Origin of the sequence: Actinomadura sp. GC306 (assembly GCF_004348665.1) — a bacterium.
GTDB lineage: Bacteria > Actinomycetota > Actinomycetes > Streptosporangiales > Streptosporangiaceae > Spirillospora.
The window spans coordinates 1-15,717 of sequence record NZ_SMKM01000018.1 but is presented as its reverse complement, the minus strand read 5'-3'; the positions used below and the strand labels follow the sequence as shown (position 1 = coordinate 15,717).

The following is a 15,717-nucleotide window of genomic DNA, read 5'->3' as shown; positions in this document are numbered from 1 at the left end:
AGACATGGAATGGCGGTTCGCCAGTCATCTGCTCGACCGACTCGAAGATCTCGAGTTCCCGGTGCTGTCGTGGGGGGCGACGAACGGCGCTCTCTCCGAGGAGGAAGTCCTCGACACGGTCGAGGAGTCTTTGGCAAGACATCCGGATGCACCTACTGCAACTGCTCGCCAGGTCGTGGACTGGCTCCTGGGGCTGCGCCTACTTCACCAGGTGCCCTTCACTTCACCTCCGAGATATCGCACACGCTTTGCTGAAGGCATGCGTCTGACAAGCGAACTGCGGCAACTGTTCCCCTTCCAGCAGGGGAAGAACCCACAGTACCCCGATCCCGGGTGGTGGCAGCGAGGTGCGAGGCTGGTCGCCGATTACCGACTGCACGTAGCCAAACGTCGGTACCCTAAACGGAACATTTCTCCTGCGGCCGCACTCATGGAGTTCAGTGCGCTTAACGGATGGGGGCCGATCCAAGAAAAAGTCGCCACTGCCTTGATGAGTGGGTGGAACCTCTCCCGTTTTCAGGTGGAGGCGACCAAGAATATCTACAGCGCATTCTCTATCAAGAGGTCGTCCGGCGTAATCGTCGGAGCCGGCACTGGCAGCGGTAAAACGCTTGCCTTTTACCTGCCCACGTTGACTGACATCGGTGCCACCGCTCACTCAACCGCCTCCTATGTCCATACACTGGCGCTTTATCCACGTAAGGAACTCTTGCGAGACCAACTGCGCGAGGCGGTGGCCAACGTTGAGCGTATCGAACAGACGCCAAGGAGGCAGCAGCGGCGACCGCTGCGGATCGGTGTGCTCTATAGCGACGTAATCCGGTCAGCTGACGCACTTAACGGCAACTCCTCCGCCGCACGCGCTTGGAAGCGCCGGCCAGACGGCTTTGTCTGCCCCTACCTCACGTGCCCCAGTTGCACGATGGGCCTCCTGATCTGGCCTGCTGAGAGGCACGCTGTAAAGGTCGAGCACCTTCTCTGTGTGGAGTGCGGTAACGAGATCAGCGGCGAACAACTTGCGCTGACGCGCAACTCGCTTACCGCCAGGCCGCCGGACCTGCTGTTCACCACTACCGAGATGTTGAACCGTAGTAGCACCGATCCGAAGTTGGGCAAACTGCTCGGCTGGTCGGGAGGGCGGACGCCGCGCGTAGTTCTGCTAGACGAGGTCCACACCTACACAGGCGTGCACGGCGCTCAGGTCGCGCTTGTCCTGCGACGTTGGCGAAACGCGCTTCGTAAGCCGGTCACGTTCGTCGGTCTGAGCGCGACGCTGCGGGAAGCACATCGGTTCTTCGCTCAACTGACAGGACTCGCCGAAGCCGACGTGACATACATTGAGCCCGACTTTGCGGACATGGAGGAGGAGGGCCGCGAATACGCTCTAGCTCTGCGCGGCGACCCGCTCTCAGGCGCAAGTCTGCTCTCTACCTCGATCCAGGCCGCCATGCTCTTTGGCCGACTTCTTGATCCCCGAGGAAAGGAGGGTCTCTACGGCTCCACCGGCTTCCTCTTCACCGACGATCTCGATGTCACCAACCGGTATTACCGCAATCTCCGCAGCGCAGAGGGACAGGGCACGGGCCCGAGGTACCGTCGCAAGGTGCTCGCGGGGCTGCGTTCACCGGCTGCCGACCACCGTGCCGAGCGTTACCAGGACGGGCAGTCCTGGGACTTTGTCGAGCGGATTGGCCACCTTCTCGACCCTGGCCTGACCTTGGGTGGACTGAAGATCGGACGCACCTCGTCTCAGGACGCCGGCGTGAGCCTTGAGGCACGGCTCATTGTGGCAACTGCCTCGCTGGAAGTCGGCTTCAACGACCCACGTGTTGGCTTGGTCATGCAGCATAAGACGCCCCATGACGCGTCATCGTTCATCCAGCGGCGTGGTCGCGCTGGGCGACAGCGCAGGACGAGGCCGCTAACCGTAGTCGCCTTGTCCGACTACGGGCGTGACCGCCTGACCTATCAGGCATATGAGACTTTGTTCGCTCCGCAGGTCACAGCCAGCAGCTTGCCGATCCGCAACCGATACGTCCTCAAAGTACAAGCGGCGCAGGTCCTTCTGGACTGGCTGCAGCAGAGACTCAGGCCTTTGCTCGGTAAGGACCTCAACGTCCGGAAACTTCTGACTGCTCCCGCCAGCCCCCTCGAGAAGCCTGCCCACGTCACTGTCGCACAGGAACTTAATGGCCTGCTGTGTGAGGACCCAGAGAACAGCCCGCGCCAGGACAGCCTCGCCCGTTACCTGCAGGACTCTCTGAAGATCAGTGCCGATGAGGCGCAGGCCCTCATGTGGGAGCAGCCTCGGTCACTCATGCTGGCCGTGATTCCCACTGCCCTGCGCCGGCTGGAGACACACTGGGGCCCGGTGCGTCCCGATCCGGGGGCCGCGCCATACAGTCTGCTGCCCGAGTTCGTGACCAAGTCGTTGTTCGCTCCCCTCAATCTTCCCGAAGTCGAGTTTCAACTGCCCTTTGACGTCGGCAAGCCTGAGGAGGAGCGGATGCCGGTCGCTCAGGCACTGCGTGAGGCTGTACCGGGGCGGGTCAGTATGCGGTTCGGTTACGGTGACGACCGTCATCGGACGTGGCTCCCAGTGCCACTGGACTCCAGCACCGAACTGGAACTCGATTCGAATGTCCTCGTCGGCTTCCGGGTGGAGGGCGAGTGGCGCGGATACAACGGCCCTCGGGAAATGCTCACTGTGCTGAGGCCGCACCGTATTAAGCTGAAGGAGCCAGACAAGGAGATCGAGGACCGTTCCCAAGGCACGCCTCTGTGGGCCACCGACATCGTGGAGTCCACGAACGCGCCGGGTAATAACCTCGAAGCCGCGGCCTCTTCATCCTGGCTGAAGGACGTGCACATCGGTTTCCGGACGCACGCTGGCGGGAATCCCGTCACCATCCGGCGCATGACGTTCGGCGCGGACGCTACGGTTGCTCGTGGTGGGGGCAATGAACTCCGAAGCCGGGTGCGATACACCTACCAGGGCGCCCCTGCTGCGCTTGGCTTCGAACTGCTGGTCGACGCTATTCAGATTAGACTGCCGCAGATCGATCTAACTCTGTCACAGGTTCAGGAGTACCTGTGCTCACCTCAGTGGCGATCACAGGCTTTCTATCGTGCTGTAGATGAGGACCCCGTTCTCGTCGAGTTTGCGAACGTCTTCAAGCGTGGTTGGCTCAGTCTCATATACTTCACCGCGTTCTCTCTGAAAGGGTTGGAAACGTCGCGAACCCCTGAGGAGATCTGGACGAGCATGGCCGACGGATCTTGGCGCGATGAGATAGAGCGGATTCTTCAGGTTCTGTATCGCTCGGAGGAGACCACCACCGATGCTCTCGCTGAAACTCGTCTGGTCAAGGCTCTTCGTGAACTGAGCCAGGAGCAGGCCGTGGTGGACGCTCTCAACCGTGCTGGAAACCTACTCTTTGCCGAGGACGTGGCAGCGCAGACGCAGCAGTTTGCGCGGCGGTTTTACCACGACACTTTGGCAGCCGCGGCCCTCGAGGCAGCGCTGCGGCTGTGTCCCGACGCCCAGGAGACAGACCTGATCGTCGACGTAGTTCCTGGCAAGGACCCGGACGATCCCGCAACAATCTGGCTCAGTGAAACCTCCGTCGGGGGCTTGGGCGTGGTCGAGCGGCTCGTACACACCTACCACGCCACGCCACAGCGCTTCTGGTCCACCCTCGTCGCCGCGCTAAAACCCAACGAGTACGAGTACACCGATGCGGCCGTTACCCGACTCCTGCGCAATATCGTCGATGAAGAACCTGACGGCACCGCCGCGGTGGCCGTCCAGGCGATCCGCGATGCCACATCCATTGCCGAGACCGAGATTGCACTACGGGAGATCAGGGCCGTATGGACCGAACTCGACGGCCCTCCGCGGCACAGTGCTGTCGCGGCCTTGTTGACCCGAGTGCTCCGGCCAGGCAGTGGCCCTGGCAGCGATGAGGAAACGCTGCGATTGCTGGACGCGTGGACGGAGACCGAGGACCGACTTGGGTTTGAGGTGGATGCGCGGGTGATCGCCTATGCGGTGGGCACCGGAGCCATCCGGACGGGTGAGCGTCAACTCCGTGCCGACCAGGCGTTTAGCATGCTGTGGCCCCGAGGGGCGCAGGCCCGGAGTTGCCACCTTCAGTACTACCAACCGTTCATCCCGCTAGAACAACCCGTCTTCCTTGATCGCCTGCTCGCGGATGCGGCGCTAGAAGAGCGGCTGCCCCGCATCGACATCACACAGCCGGGCTGGGCTGAACCGTACGAGCAGGGGATGGTTGAAGCCGGCGCGGTCGATCTGGTCTGCCCGGTCGAGGAGCGAGAAGCATTGGCAACTGCGCTGACCCTTGTCCCATTGATCGCGGTCGACCGCGATGTGCTCCGTCTGCACGGTGAGATCGACGGAATGAGCCGTGCAGGGGGACGGATTCTGGTGCGCGTGGTGCTTCGAGAGGTAGAACAGTGATCGAGGCTGAACGCAACATCCGCCCAAGCCAGGCAACAGGCATCGCGGTGGATCCGGTCATAAGGGCCGCACTGCTCTCCGAACTGGTACGTCCCGTGTCGGAAGGCCGCATGTTGTGGCTGGTGTCCGGATGGGTGACGGACGTCTCGATCATCGACAATAGCTTCGGAGCGTATGACGCGTTGCTCGGCGACGAATTTCCGGCTGTAGTAAGCCTCTCCCATCTTCTGGGAGCAATCCACCGCCGTGGCACGATCGTCAAAATGGCGACGAAGCGCCTACCTCGGAACGAAGTGTTCGCCGATCAACTCCGCCGTGCTGCTGGCAACACCCCGGAGCCGCACATCAGTAACGCCGAGGTGCTCCATGAAAAGACTTTGTGTACCAACTCGTGGCTGATTGAAGGTTCCATGAACTTCACTCGCAATGGCCTCGGCGTCAATGACGAATCCGTCAATTACACCACGAATCCGACTAAGATCGCCAAGGCGTTTATGGACTTCGCAGATCGCTGGGAGGGAAAGCGATGACCACTACTCAGGTCGACGAGCACGATTCTAGAATACTGACGAAGTTCCTAGACGTCTTCCTTGCCGATCCCAACGACATCGCTAAGTACCCTGCGGCTGTTAATACATTGCGTGAGCAAACAAGAGCAGACGATGACTTGATTGTTCTGCCGCGCGCTCACATGTCAGATGACGTCGCGTATGTGTACGTTATCGCCAGACGGTCAATAAGCAGTCGCCAGGCTCAGGAGCTCATCGCGGCCTTCGCTGGGGAGAGTTACGCGCGCACTGGGGACAGGGTTCCCTATGAACTCAACTTTGCCGATCCGCTCGACGGAGCCATCGCTGAGTTCCTTGAGAACGAAACAGCGACCGTTTTTCGAATAAGTAGTGCAAATAACAATGAAAAACGAGTAAAATTGCGTGGCGCTCTGGAGAAGATGCGGGATGTAAGTAGAAAGGCGCCGACACGTTCGTGGGCCCTAGATCGTCCTCTGGGGCGACTCATCGCTGACTTCGATGCCGCCTTGGCAGTAGGTGGCGGCACGACAGCCGACGCGATCTACCAACAGATCGTCAACCGGGGTGGAATCGACGCGACGAACCTCGCTCATCTGCGCATCAAGCATCTCGATCGCCTCGGCTTCAGCAGCGAACTTCTCGACATGCCCCGGCTTCCCTACGTACTCGCGCAGAACCCGCCTAGACCGGTCAAGGAAGCAGTGCTCAACGCTGCTTACGCCACCTCCCTCGCGACACCGTTGGAAGACGGTGACGTCGATGCCGCTGTCACTGCTCTCTCCAACATCAGGATCCCACTCCCGGTCCACGAGGCGGCAGCCCAGTATGGCCGCGAGGCTGTGGCGGTACTCCTCACCGCTGCACTCGGCCGGAGAGATGCCGAACACCTCGCGGTCCTGCTAGCGGATCTTGAAGCCGGTACGTCGTCTTCAGCGGCCTTGCCTGAAGCCTTGCTAACAGCAGTCCGTGCACTCGCTTCCTCCACGGTTGTCCAGCCGGGCTCTCCGACGCCCACTCCTGCCCCGGCCATCTCCGCTTGGCTCGGCCTTTTCGATGTCACTTCGGCCTCGGAAGAAGTTAGGAAGGTTAGGGACACTGAATCATGGCGTGACTGGGAACCGCTAGCGGATGCCGACGATCAGCTTTCCAGTTATCTGGGCAGTCTCAATGACAGTGAGTGGTCAAAAGCATGGATGCGAGTTGGAATTCTGCTCGACGCCATCGACTATCAAGCAAGCATTCCCCAAACCGCTCGAATGTTCATCAACTACGCACTGCTCGCTGACAGGTTCTCGCCAGGGGACCTGCTCACCCTCACTGCCCTAATCGACACTTTCCTGAGGGCCGGGCCTTCCCAGGCCGACTACGAGGCACTGCTCCAAGAGTTGCTGGACCCTGTTGACCGGTGGTGCTCCGTAGAACAAGCAGACATCGCCCTCGACCTCGTTGACCTGATTATACGTATGCCGTGCCCCGATGAGAACGCGCGGCTCACCCTAGCCCTCGCCATCCTTGCCCCCCTCTGTCGACACCAGAACCGATTGCCAGCCAGCACGCACGCCTTCGCCCAGCAACTCTCCACCGAACTGGATCTCGGCCTGGTCTGGCAGATGCCTGACGGCCCCGAAGATCCGATCAAGCCGGATCTCGCAGGTCGAAGCGTGCTGCTGTATTCCCTAGACGAGGGGGTCCTGAAGCGGGTCGCGAATGAAATGAGGCGACAGTTCCCAGGCATGCGAGTTCACCTCTCGCACGAGAAGGTCGGTAGTCCTTCTCTGAGGGAAAAGGCGCGGAACTCTGACGTCATCGCCCTCGCAGTGCGATGTGCTAAGCATGCAGCGACTGGTTTCATACGGGAGAATGCAAAGAACAAGAACGCCGTCTTCTGCGCCAATGGAAGCGGTTCGGCATCGCTCCTTGCTGCGGCAATGAGGGGCGTCATCCCTTAGGAAGCGAATCGTCGACCCAATTAGTCTGCCAGAAGGGCCCGGGAAGATTCCCGGGCCCTTCTGACAAACTGGGAGCACCCGGACCTCGGTCGTGATACGTTCTCGCTGTTGGCTGGGGGAAGTGTATCTGCGCCCCCACATCAACTGAGGAGGTATGAGTTCGCAAAAGGGCTTATTTGAGCACGCCCAAAATTAGAAGAGATGGCTCCTGGTGGACTCAAGGCGAAGCATGCCCAAAAAGTCGCCAAGGCGAGCCGGTGGAAGGCGGCCACCTTCCACCGGCTCTATGGGAGCCCCTCGTACGAAACTCACCCGCACACGCTGGCAGGGAGAGAGGTCCCACGCATGCCGTATTACCCGCTCAAGCCGCGGGAGTCAAATTCCGGAGCGCCCCTGAAGGCGGTGAACCCGGGCAAGACCCAGGTATCGACTGCCTTCTGCGGTGATTCGTGCCCTCACGTGTTCGAGGAGGACGAGACGGGAGAGTTGGTCTGCATCCTGTGCGGTCTGCCAGATCGTGACTGGTCAGCCCCAGATTCGGCTACACTGCCGAGTAGGTGACGCTCTGCATTCAGTTCGCTTGTTAGAGTGACGAGTGAGTTGCGGTGAGATCACCCTCCTGGAGCCAGGAGGGTGATCTCCAGCTTGGTTTTCGATTTGCGAAGACCCTCGCGGGCACGTTAGGTAAGCCTAAGTGAAGGGTCAGAAGAGCGGGTCCTGGTCGACCATGACGAGGAGGCCCTTGGTCAGCCACTTCACGTCGTTGGGAGTGTTCTGCAGGCCGTTCCACTTGCGCTCATCGTCCCTGCCGAAGTGCCAGCTTCCCTCAGTCCAGGCCGCTACGACCTTGATGTTCCTCAGCTTCTCGAGGATGTGGTGGCGGTCGAGCTCTTCGGCCGGCTCGTCTTCGGTGAGCTTGTCCATCACGTAACCCATGGCCTGGATGCCGACGCCGTGAGTTAGCCGCGACGTGCGGGGCGGCTTGCTCCAAGCGTCCGGGAAGACGTCTCTGACCAAGCCCCAGAACGTGTTGAGGTGGAGCAGCATGCGTTCGACGTCTCCGCCGCCTTGCTCGTCGCGGTACTGGTACAGCGCCCCCTCGTACATGCTGTTCTCGATCATCTTCAGGACGCTGTTGTCCTTGATGTAGCCGTCCGGCGAGGTGGGGGTCGCGATCGCCTTGTAGAACGGGCCGGCGCCGGTCCCGTTAAGCCGGGTCATGAGCACCGCTGGCAACTGCCGGCGGGCGTAAGCCGGCGGCAGGTGACCTCTGGTGTTGGGGAGCAGTTCGTGGATCAGGCCCTTGGGCAGGGGCTTGGTGTTGTTGACCAGGATGAACTGGGCTCGCTGTTCAGCCTCGTTGTCGGCGATGAAGCCTACGGCCGCGATGGGAAACGTGTCGATCTCTGCTTCCCTGATGGCAGCACTGCGCTGCTGGCCGTCCACCAGCCAAGCGGGTTTCTGGTCCTCGGGAAGGTCCTCGTCCACGGGTATGACGAGTTCTCCGGGCACCGAGTAGCCCCCCCCTGTCTCAGGGGTTGTCCCGGCTTCGAACTTCACCCTGCTGTCGAATGCCAGCACGACCGCGTTCGGCAACATCGCCGAGGGTGACTCAAGATAGCGCTTGATCGCTCTGATGTGGTTGGCTACCTCCGGGCGCTGGTAGCCGTGGAGCTCCTCCTGGTCATCACGTCGGATTCGGGACACAGCCGCGAACTCATGCAGGCGCTTGCCGTCAACCGCGAAGCAGTAGATGCGGCGATCACCCTGCCGGACCTCCAGCGCCGGAAGACGAAGCGTGTGCTGGTCGGTCATTGGTTCTCCTGACTAGGCGCACGGCCGATGTGCTGAATCTTAGCGGCGAAGACCGCAAGGTTGTGGAAGCCGCGGCTCTTGTTCCGTTCCGTGCCTCGGAATACGGCTATCTCAATGCCAAGCTTGCTGCATAGTCCACAGTTGCATGTCTTCCATGGTTTCTCTTGAAGAAGGATCTCATACTTGGGGATACGAGACTTCTTGGCGCCCTTCTTAGGATCCAGCTTGTCGCCTTCAACCAGTTGCTCATAGTCGCGGAGGGCGTTCAGTACCTTCTCCAGGGAGGCTCTAGTGTCGCCTTCGTCGTAGGCTCGTAGTAGGCGAAGTGTCTCGCGCTCGAGGCGCTTGGCTTCGGCTTGTGAAACCTCGCCAGCTAGCACCTTTCGCTTCAGGGACGGGTTTCCGTCGACCTGAGGCACCCGGATTGCCATGTAAGCGCCATCAGCGGTGTGGTAGTTGTTCTTGTCGTCCATGAACGACTGGCGAAACGGCGATGTGCTGTCGAAACTGGTTACCCCGAGAGTGGCGAACTTTTCGATGGTACCGACCCGAGTGATCCCCAACAGATGCAACTCTGCGTTCTGCCGCACCTTATCTATCTCGTAGAGACAGTCCAAGATGTCGTCGGTCCGCAAGGGCACCATTCCTCCGAGCGCTATGCGCCGGTAGCCCATCTCTTCGAGTTGGTGGACGCTGTCAGCGTAGCTGGCGGGGCTCCACCCCTGGGCAGCGCCCACCGGGACGATGGGATGCTTTCGCTTCTCCACCTCATCGAGAAAATCGCGCGCGTACTTAAGCGTGATCCGGCGACGTTCAGCCCACTTTGGTGCGACGGTGGATTCGGTGGCGTCCCGGTCATAGTGGAAGATTACATGGTCAACGCTAACGCCTTCATCAAATCCGCAGCGTTCATAGAAATCCACGACATCGGACACGCTGTACGGCGGTTCGATTTCGTCAATATAGTTGAAGGCGCCACAATCGCCCAGCGTGGTGACGCCGTCCGGGAGCCTGAAGTATTTTTGTACGCCCAACCGGTGAAGCCGTTCTCGCTGCGGCATCGTGTACTTCCCGGATCCTCTCACCGAGCCGTCCACGATAGCTTTGCTGACCAGGATCCCGTGGTAAGGACGCTTTGCTAGAACCTCATGCGCGTAGCGGTCGTCGCGCTGCCGTACACGGTACGGAGAATATTCTTCGTTGCGGAAGTCGAAGGTCGGGCTGACCTGGTCTTGGCTATCTGGAAAGAAAAATTTCAAAGGAGTTCCCTGCGTGCGCTCTGGTACAGACGGATCAGGTAGTTGGAAAGCTCTTGGACATGCTTCCCCACATTCTCAATCTCGTTCCAGCGATGCCCAAGACCCTCCCAGGTCCCAGTGGTCCAGTGACAGTGCGGAGCGATGAGTTCGAGGTGTTGGCGAATCTGCTCGTATGCATCATCGCGTTGAGGGTCAATAGTACCGAGGATGCGATCCATTAGGCGACCCATTGCCTTGATTCCAGCACCATGCATCAATCGGCTTTTTTCCGGTGGTTTGCCCCATGCTTCAGGGAAAGTGTCCCGGACTGCCGTCCAGTAGATGATCAAAGCCTGGATGATTCCGTCGTAATCCGTTTCGCCGCGACCGATGTCGCGATACGGAAAAAGGCAGCCGGAAGGAGAGGTGAGGCTTTCTTGGATCATGTCGACGACGCCAGTGTCGGTAACTACCGCACCTGGCTGGCGGCTCCCAGCACTGGAGGCTCGTTTGATCATCCCGTGAAAAGGGGATTTCTTGTCGGTGTTCAGCACATCGCATAGGCTCGATGGAGCCTTGCGTACCGCCAGGCGAGCCGGCAGGGGGCTGTCCACCTCGGGTAGCAATTCGGTGACCAAGCCGCGAGGAAGTGGGCGCGTATTGTTGATGCGCACAAACTGATCACGCTGCAAACTCACTGTATCGGCGACAAACGCCGTGACTGGGACGGGCAAGTCTCTGCGTTTAGCTCGCGCCAGGGCCAACGCGCGTTGCTGTCCATCGACGATCCAGGCGGGCTTCGGCTTGCCCTCCCTCGGCAGGGGAAGGAACAACCGGCCAGTGTCGGAGGCGCCATCATCTGGGAGCCGGTTGCCGCCGCGGGTGGCTTTGAAACGGACGTCAGGCGAGAGCGCCATGATGATCGGGTTAGGGAAGATCGGCAGCGGGCTGTCCAGATACTCGACGATCTCCTGGATGTGCTTGCGTACCTGGGGGCGCTGATAGCCGATCAGCTTGCCTGCCTCATCGCGGCTCACGCGGGAGATGTCGGCGAACTCTAGGACCTGCTCGGCCTTCAACATGAAGATGTAGAGCGGGTAGTCCTTGACCTGGATGATCCGAAGTGCTCGCACCTCGATGGACGGCTCGCTTCTGGGCATGGACATCAGGACCAGTCCTTGAGCGCGTCTTCCTGCATGATCTTCTGAAACAGCCCCTTGAAGCGGGCCTGTTCGCAAGACCGCCCAGAACTGCGTAGCCGGCGCAGCAGCTTGGTCGCGGAGACGGGTCCTGCTTCCTCTGCCATGGCTGTGCGAATGAAGGCGAACACCTCATCGTCGCTAAGCCTGGCACCCGGAGCCCGGGAGATTGCTGGGGGAGCCGACTCCCTCAGCTCCTTCATAAGGGCGGCAAGCGTCGGCCGCGTGAACGGCTTTTGCTGCTTTCTGGCCATCTCCAGCACGTGGCGGGCGGCCCGTGCATGCAAGGAGAGCAGGCTCCCGCCTACTGCAGGCTGGACCGCCGCAGAGACAGGGACGATGAAGTTCTCCAGGTCCGGGTACCGGTGGCCAGGCCCGATGATGACAAAATTGTCCGGATCGACTAGCTTCTCGGCCGCCTGCTGAAGATCGTGAGCGCACGACCTCAGATAGGCGTCCGACATGACGGCAATGACGGCAGCGTCCGGGTTGCTGGCGGCGAGGTCGGTGAACGTCCGAGGAGCACCGGGGGCGGGGCCGGGCCACTCGGCCAAGGCCCCCCACCACCTGCGGGCATCGTCGGTTGTGGAGGCAACAGAGTCCTCCTGTCCGAAGGCGAAGGTGGCCGCATAGGCGGCGATGGACGCGTCCTCCGGCATCAGCCCGTAGCCGGCGGAGCAAACCCACATCGAAGCAGAAGGGCCAACCACTGCTCCAAGTTGTTTCGCTACCTGCCAATACTCGCCGGCGTACAGGTCGGCTGCGCGGGTGGTCGCTGCTCCGGCGGCGAGGCGGCGGATCCAGTCGTGGCAACGCGCTTGTGTGTCCTGGTTCTGGGGAAGTTCGCGTGCCCGGAGCGTTGAGGAAAGCGAGCCTCGCTTGCGGTTAGCGCAGGTGACGACCAGGTGGACAGACCGTTCGCCTGGAGTGCTCGTGTTGTCGCCCATCGCCTATGCTTCGCCGGCTCGGCGGGTCCAGGACACCGCTGCGTAGGCGGCATGGTTGTGGATGCTCTCGTCGTTGAGTGCCCGAATCCGGTACGCGGCGATGGTGTCCAGCGTCCTCAAAACCTGGGCGACGTTGCGGACCATGTCCTCGACGAAGACAGGATGGTCATAGGCCGCCATGGTCACGTGGCGCTCGTCCGGCCGCTTGAGAGCGGCGTAGACGGGCGAGGACGCCGCCTTCTCCGCGATGTCGATCAGGTCGTCAAACCAGAGACCGCCTTGTGGATCGGTCGGCTCAACCACGATCGTGATGTGGCCACGCTGGTTGTGAGCGCCCCGATCACTGATGGCCTTGCTGCATGGGCAGACACTGGTCACAGGTACCGTGACGGCCAGCGTGACCCGGCTTTCCTCGGGGGCGCTGACGGCGGCCAGGGAGCACGCATAGTCAACAAAGCCGACCGCCCCGGTCACCGGGGCAGACCGCTCAAGGAAGTATGGGAAGTCGAGGCTGACACGCGCTCTCGGACTGGACATACGTTGCCGCAGGTCCTCGGCGAGGGTGGCGACGCTGCTGAGGCTGAGTTGCTCACGAGCCTCGTGCAGCACCTCAATGAAGCGGCTAAGGTGCGCTCCTTTGACCTCTGGGCCGAGGCTGACCGACATGGCGGCGGTGCCGACGGTCTCACGCTTGGCGCCCTGGCCGTCGGCGACCAGGACGGGATAACGAAGCCCTTCCACGCCGACCTCGTCAAGCGGGACACCACGCGAGTCCGGCGTGGCCTGAACGTCCTGCAGAATCACTCTTCCCCCCGGTAGACGCAGCCGGAAGTGCAGGTCTCACGCACCATGACGGCCGAGAGCGGCAACTTGCCGACCAACCTGTCCCAGATCCACTCGGCGAGCACCTCGCAGGTCGGGTTCTCCAGCCCTGGCACCTCGTTAAGGTAGTAGTGGTCGAGTTGTTCGACCAGTGGCTTCACGGCGGCCTTGATCTCGGCGAAGTCCATCAACCAGCCCGTGGCCGGGTCGACTTCGCCACTGACGTGTACCTCAAAGCGGTAGCTGTGGCCATGCAATCGAGCGCACTTATGGCCGTCGGGCACGTTCGGCAGCCGGTGGGCAGCCTCGAACGTGAACTCGCGGAAGATCTCCATCAACGGATTCCCAGGGTCTTGTGGGTCTGGACGCTCAACTGCCACTGCGGGTTAGCGAGGCAGTAGTCAATCGCCGCCCGTGTGTTGGCGACGAGATCAGGACCGTCCATCGGCTGCAGGAGCAGCCGGTCGAAAGCAAGATGTTCAAAGCGTTCGGGCTCGGCCCCGACCTGGGGATAGACCAGCTTCAAATCATTTCCCGAGGTCAGCACGATCTCGGTGCCGGCTTTGGGGCTGACACAGATCCAGTCGAGACCCGCCGGCGCGGGGCGTGTTCCGTTGGTCTCGACCGCGACCTCGAACCCTTCGGTGTGCAGGGCATCCACAGCCTCGCGGTCCAGTTGCAGGAGTGGTTCGCCGCCTGTGCAGACCACGTAAGGGCGGCTGCGCGGGTGTGCGCGTCCCTGCCAGGTCTTGGCGACGGCCGCTGCGAGATCGGCGGCTGTCTGGAACCGGCCGCCGCCTGGGCCGTCAGTTCCGACGAAGTCAGTGTCACAGAACTGACATATCGCCCGATGGCGGTCCTTCTCGCGGCCGGTCCACAGATTGCAGCTGCTAAATCGGCAGAACACGGAAGGACGCCCCGCGTGGCTCCCTTCGCCCTGAAGCGTGTAGAAGATCTCTTTAACCCGGTACATAGGGCCCGTCAAGCCTTTACTGACGTGAAGGAGGGATCGACAAGGCCGAGCTCGGCGAAGCCCCGGCTGCGAAGCAGGCACGAGTCGCACGTCTCACAGGCGCGGCCGTCGATGGGGTCGTAGCAGCTGTGCGTCCAGCCGTAGTCCACGCCGAGGGACAGACCCCGCTCGATGGTCTGAGCTTTGGTCAGTTCAATCAGGGGGGTGTGGATCTTGAGCTTCTGAGTACCTTCGACACCGGCCTTGGTGGCGAGGTTCGCCATGTGTTCGTACGCCTCGATGTACTCCGGTCGGCAGTCGGGGTACCCGCTGTAGTCCATGGCGTTGACACCGATGAACACATCCGATGAGCCCAGGGTCTCGGCCCAGGCGAGCGCGAACGACAAGAAGACGGTGTTACGCGCAGGCACGTAGGTGATCGGAATCTCCTCGCCAAGCTCGTCCGCGTTGGCATGGTGAGGGACATCGAGGGACTCGTCAGTGAGCGCCGAGCCACCAAAGACGGCGAGATTGATGTCAGCGATCACGTGGTCGGTGGCCCCCAGTTCGCGAGCCACCTTCTTCGCTGCATCGAGTTCCTCGGTATGCCGCTGCCCATACCGGAAGCTGAGGGCGTACGTCTCATATCCCTCCTCGCGGGCGATCGCCAGCACCGTGGTCGAATCGAGGCCACCACTCAGCAGGACAACAGCCCTGCGCTTCTCCGTGCTCACCTGTCGCTCCCCCATCCTGCGCACTGCGCGGAAACTGCAGCCTCATTGGTAACCGCCCAAGCGTAGTTTCAGGGCCAGGAGGTCCGCAACACGCCATGCGCTTGAGGTATCACGTGTCCTTCGCGTGCGAAGAGCCCGCGGCTGACCGATGCGGGAGGGGCAGGATGAACCGACGCAGCGACCGACTGAAACTGCATCGACCGCTGCGTGCTAGCTGAGAGCACTTAGTGGCAACGATGCGAGTGCAGTTGAGCGGCGGCTATCCGGCGATCCGCATCCAGGACGATGGCGCAGAGGTACTGCGGGCCCCGGCAGGCCGGACCCGACTGCACTCTTGGTGTTCAGGAGCCCGCCAGTAACTATCCAGTCCTCGGGGCGGCTGTTGGGTCAGGTGGCGCTGAGGTGCGTCTGGATGAGTGGGTGTAGCCGACGGGCGGATGGGGTGCGGATCTGAACCTGTGGTGGGTGGAGGTTGTCCGCTCGGTGCTGGTCCAGGGCGGACGGTGTCGGCGAGTAGAAGGTAAGTCTCGCGGACAAAAGACGGACAAAAGATCTTGAGGCCGGTCTCCGTGAGGGAGAACCGGCCTCTGACCTGCACCTTTGTGTCGGGGTGGCGGGATTTGAACCCACGACCTCTTCGTCCCGAACGAAGCGCGCTGCCAAGCTGCGCTACACCCCGGTGGTGGCTGCCCGGGAGGTGTACGTTCTCCCGGCGCCTAGTACACCTTAGCGGATGCCGGGGAGTGGTGCGTCCCTCATTCTGCGGGCTGTGAAGGTGGTCACGGCGCCGGAGTGGGTCAGGGTCACGTTGGTCAGGGCGGCGTCTAGGAGCCAGGTGCGGAGGTCGGCGGCCGTGCCGGGGGAGCCGAAGATGCCCAGGCGTTGGAAGAGGGCTATCTGGGTGTCGTGGCGGGGGGAGGTGCCTCGGATGAGGGTTGTGCCCCGGAGGGTGCCGCCTGGGCGTAGGACTCGGGTCAGTTCCCGTAGGGCGGCGGCGGGGTCTTGTAGGCAGTGGAGGCCGTTGTAGGTGACGCAGGCGTCGAAGGTGGAG

12 protein-coding genes and 1 tRNA gene are annotated in these 15,717 nt (G+C 61.6%); 3 read left to right on the top strand and 10 right to left on the bottom strand.

The annotated features are described in order from the left end of the window. Window positions 1-4: 4 nt before the first annotated feature. The 3 genes from dpdJ to E1200_RS04815 are packed head-to-tail and all read left to right on the top strand — an operon-like array spanning window position 5 to window position 6,959. Entirely contained in the window at window positions 5-4,480 is a 4,476-nt protein-coding gene (gene dpdJ / locus E1200_RS04825) for a protein DpdJ (RefSeq protein ID WP_131950589.1), read from the top strand. Then, window positions 4,477-5,010 carry a phospholipase D-like domain-containing protein DpdK gene (dpdK, locus tag E1200_RS04820; RefSeq protein WP_131950558.1) on the top strand — a complete coding sequence of 178 codons (534 nt, stop codon included), beginning with the start codon at window positions 4,477-4,479 and terminating at the stop codon, window positions 5,008-5,010. The genes dpdJ and dpdK overlap by 4 nt, the downstream gene beginning before the upstream one ends. Continuing rightward, window positions 5,007-6,959 carry a hypothetical protein gene (locus tag E1200_RS04815; protein ID WP_131950557.1) on the top strand — a complete coding sequence of 651 codons (1,953 nt, stop codon included), beginning with the start codon at window positions 5,007-5,009 and terminating at the stop codon, window positions 6,957-6,959. Before dpdK ends, E1200_RS04815 begins: the two co-directional genes overlap by 4 nt. Before the next feature lie 702 nt (window positions 6,960-7,661). Here E1200_RS04815 and dbpB (E1200_RS04810) read toward each other — a convergent pair. The 10 genes from dbpB (E1200_RS04810) to E1200_RS04765 form a co-directional block, all read right to left on the bottom strand. Further along, window positions 7,662-8,774, bottom strand: a complete 1,113-nt coding sequence (gene dbpB, locus E1200_RS04810; RefSeq protein ID WP_131950556.1) for a DGQHR domain-containing protein DpdB — start codon at window positions 8,772-8,774, stop codon at window positions 7,662-7,664. Then, entirely contained in the window at window positions 8,771-10,033 is a 1,263-nt protein-coding gene (dpdA, locus tag E1200_RS04805; protein ID WP_131950555.1) for a tRNA-guanine transglycosylase DpdA, read from the bottom strand. The genes dbpB (E1200_RS04810) and dpdA overlap by 4 nt, the downstream gene beginning before the upstream one ends. Next, on the bottom strand, window positions 10,030-11,178 hold the full coding sequence (gene dbpB / locus E1200_RS04800) for a DGQHR domain-containing protein DpdB (RefSeq protein WP_131950554.1): 1,149 nt from the start codon (window positions 11,176-11,178) through the stop codon (window positions 10,030-10,032). The genes dpdA and dbpB (E1200_RS04800) overlap by 4 nt, the downstream gene beginning before the upstream one ends. After that, window positions 11,178-12,158, bottom strand: coding sequence for a hypothetical protein (locus E1200_RS04795; RefSeq protein WP_131950553.1), 981 nt, complete (start codon window positions 12,156-12,158; stop codon window positions 11,178-11,180). Before E1200_RS04795 ends, dbpB (E1200_RS04800) begins: the two co-directional genes overlap by 1 nt. Window positions 12,159-12,161: 3 nt before the next feature. Then, window positions 12,162-12,962, bottom strand: a complete 801-nt coding sequence (folE2, locus tag E1200_RS04790) for a GTP cyclohydrolase FolE2 (protein WP_207933183.1) — start codon at window positions 12,960-12,962, stop codon at window positions 12,162-12,164. Next, the gene (gene queD / locus E1200_RS04785; protein WP_131950552.1) at window positions 12,959-13,315 is read right to left on the bottom strand and encodes a 6-carboxytetrahydropterin synthase QueD; all 357 of its coding nucleotides are present in this window, start codon (window positions 13,313-13,315) and stop codon (window positions 12,959-12,961) included. Before queD ends, folE2 begins: the two co-directional genes overlap by 4 nt. Then, the gene (gene queE / locus E1200_RS04780) at window positions 13,315-13,953 is read right to left on the bottom strand and encodes a 7-carboxy-7-deazaguanine synthase (RefSeq protein WP_131950551.1); all 639 of its coding nucleotides are present in this window, start codon (window positions 13,951-13,953) and stop codon (window positions 13,315-13,317) included. Before queE ends, queD begins: the two co-directional genes overlap by 1 nt. Window positions 13,954-13,961: 8 nt before the next feature. Further along, window positions 13,962-14,666, bottom strand: a complete 705-nt coding sequence (gene queC / locus E1200_RS04775) for a 7-cyano-7-deazaguanine synthase QueC (protein WP_243708342.1) — start codon at window positions 14,664-14,666, stop codon at window positions 13,962-13,964. 605 nt (window positions 14,667-15,271) lie between these two features. Then, window positions 15,272-15,345, bottom strand: a tRNA-Pro gene (locus tag E1200_RS04770). A 47-nt stretch (window positions 15,346-15,392) separates the two neighbouring features. After that, window positions 15,393-15,717: class I SAM-dependent methyltransferase (locus E1200_RS04765; protein WP_131950549.1), on the bottom strand; the 325-nt coding region annotated here is incomplete at its 5' end.

What these genes read in the sequence shown, in the direction of transcription:
- dpdJ (WP_131950589.1), top strand. Translation starts at nt 5, where the DNA reads ATGGAATGGCGGTTCGCCAGTCATCTGCTCGACCGACTCGAAGATCTC.
- E1200_RS04815 (WP_131950557.1), top strand. Translation starts at nt 5,007, where the DNA reads ATGACCACTACTCAGGTCGACGAGCACGATTCTAGAATACTGACGAAG.
- dbpB (WP_131950556.1), bottom strand. Translation starts at nt 8,774, where the DNA reads ATGACCGACCAGCACACGCTTCGTCTTCCGGCGCTGGAGGTCCGGCAG.
- dbpB (WP_131950554.1), bottom strand. Translation starts at nt 11,178, where the DNA reads ATGTCCATGCCCAGAAGCGAGCCGTCCATCGAGGTGCGAGCACTTCGG.
- E1200_RS04795 (WP_131950553.1), bottom strand. Translation starts at nt 12,158, where the DNA reads ATGGGCGACAACACGAGCACTCCAGGCGAACGGTCTGTCCACCTGGTC.
- queD (WP_131950552.1), bottom strand. Translation starts at nt 13,315, where the DNA reads ATGGAGATCTTCCGCGAGTTCACGTTCGAGGCTGCCCACCGGCTGCCG.
- queE (WP_131950551.1), bottom strand. Translation starts at nt 13,953, where the DNA reads ATGTACCGGGTTAAAGAGATCTTCTACACGCTTCAGGGCGAAGGGAGC.